Source organism: Mesorhizobium alhagi CCNWXJ12-2, assembly GCF_000236565.1.
Lineage (GTDB): Bacteria > Pseudomonadota > Alphaproteobacteria > Rhizobiales > Rhizobiaceae > Allomesorhizobium > Allomesorhizobium alhagi.
The window spans coordinates 1-1006 of the sequence record NZ_AHAM01000198.1 but is presented as its reverse complement, the minus strand read 5'-3'; the positions used below and the strand labels follow the sequence as shown (position 1 = coordinate 1006).

The following is a 1006-nucleotide window of genomic DNA, read 5'->3' as shown; positions in this document are numbered from 1 at the left end:
CGCACCATGACCGTCCAGCAGATACACCCGCGTGTTCGCAATCGGGCGGCCGATCGGGACAACTGACGCGTCAAAATCAGCCGGGCAATTCCAGGCTGTAACGTCGATAGCAGCTTCCGTAGGACCATACAGATTGTGCAGGCCAGTCCAAGGCAATACGCGCCGAACCTTGTGCACAAGGGAGGCAGGAAGCGCCTCGCCACTGGCCACGAGACGCTGCAGCGATGTGCAGCGATCAACACCCTTCGTGTCAATGAAGCTGACCAGCATGGATGGTACAAAGTGCGCAGTGGTGATGCGTTGGCTGATTATAAGGTTTACAAGCGCATCGGGGTCTTTGTGTGCAGCCGGAGGCGCCAGCACCAGGGTCGCCCCTTCCAGCAACGTCCAGAAGAATTCCCAGGCCGACACATCGAAGCCAAATGGCGTCTTCTGCAAGACGACGTCAGTCGTATTGAGAGCGTAGGCTTTCTGCATCCAGATCAGGCGATTGATAATAGCCCGATGCTCATTTTGTGCTCCTTTTGGGGTTCCCGTCGAGCCTGAGGTGTAGATGATATAGGCGAGGTGGCGGGAGGTGAGGCCAAGCGCGCGCGGCTCGGGGTCACAGGCGGGCAGCTCCGCCCAGGTGGGAGTAGCCGTCTCCAGATCGATCAACGTCAGATCGACAAGCGCCTCGGGGCCGAGTGCGGCGCGGCCGGCCGCATCGGCCAGCAGCAGCTTGGGGGCGGCATCGGCGAGCACCTGGTTGAGCCGTGGGCTCGGATAGGCCGGATCGAGCGGCACATAGGCGCCGCCCGCCTTCAGGATCGCCAGCAGCCCCGTCACCATCGCCGGGCTGCGCTCGACGCAGATCGCCACCGGCTGATCCGGCTTCGCCCCAAGGGCGATCAGATGATGCGCCAGCCGGTTGGCCCGCGCATTGAGTTCGCCATAGCTCAACCGCTCGTCGTCATGGATCAGCGCCACCGCCTCCGGCGCCTGGCGTACTTGCGCCTCGAACAGT

1 protein-coding gene is annotated in these 1006 nt (G+C 62.6%); it reads right to left on the bottom strand.

All coding sequences use genetic code 11. The features are described from left to right. A partial coding sequence (locus MAXJ12_RS22490) for an AMP-binding protein (protein ID WP_040587410.1) occupies positions 1-1006 on the bottom strand: 1006 nt, incomplete at both ends.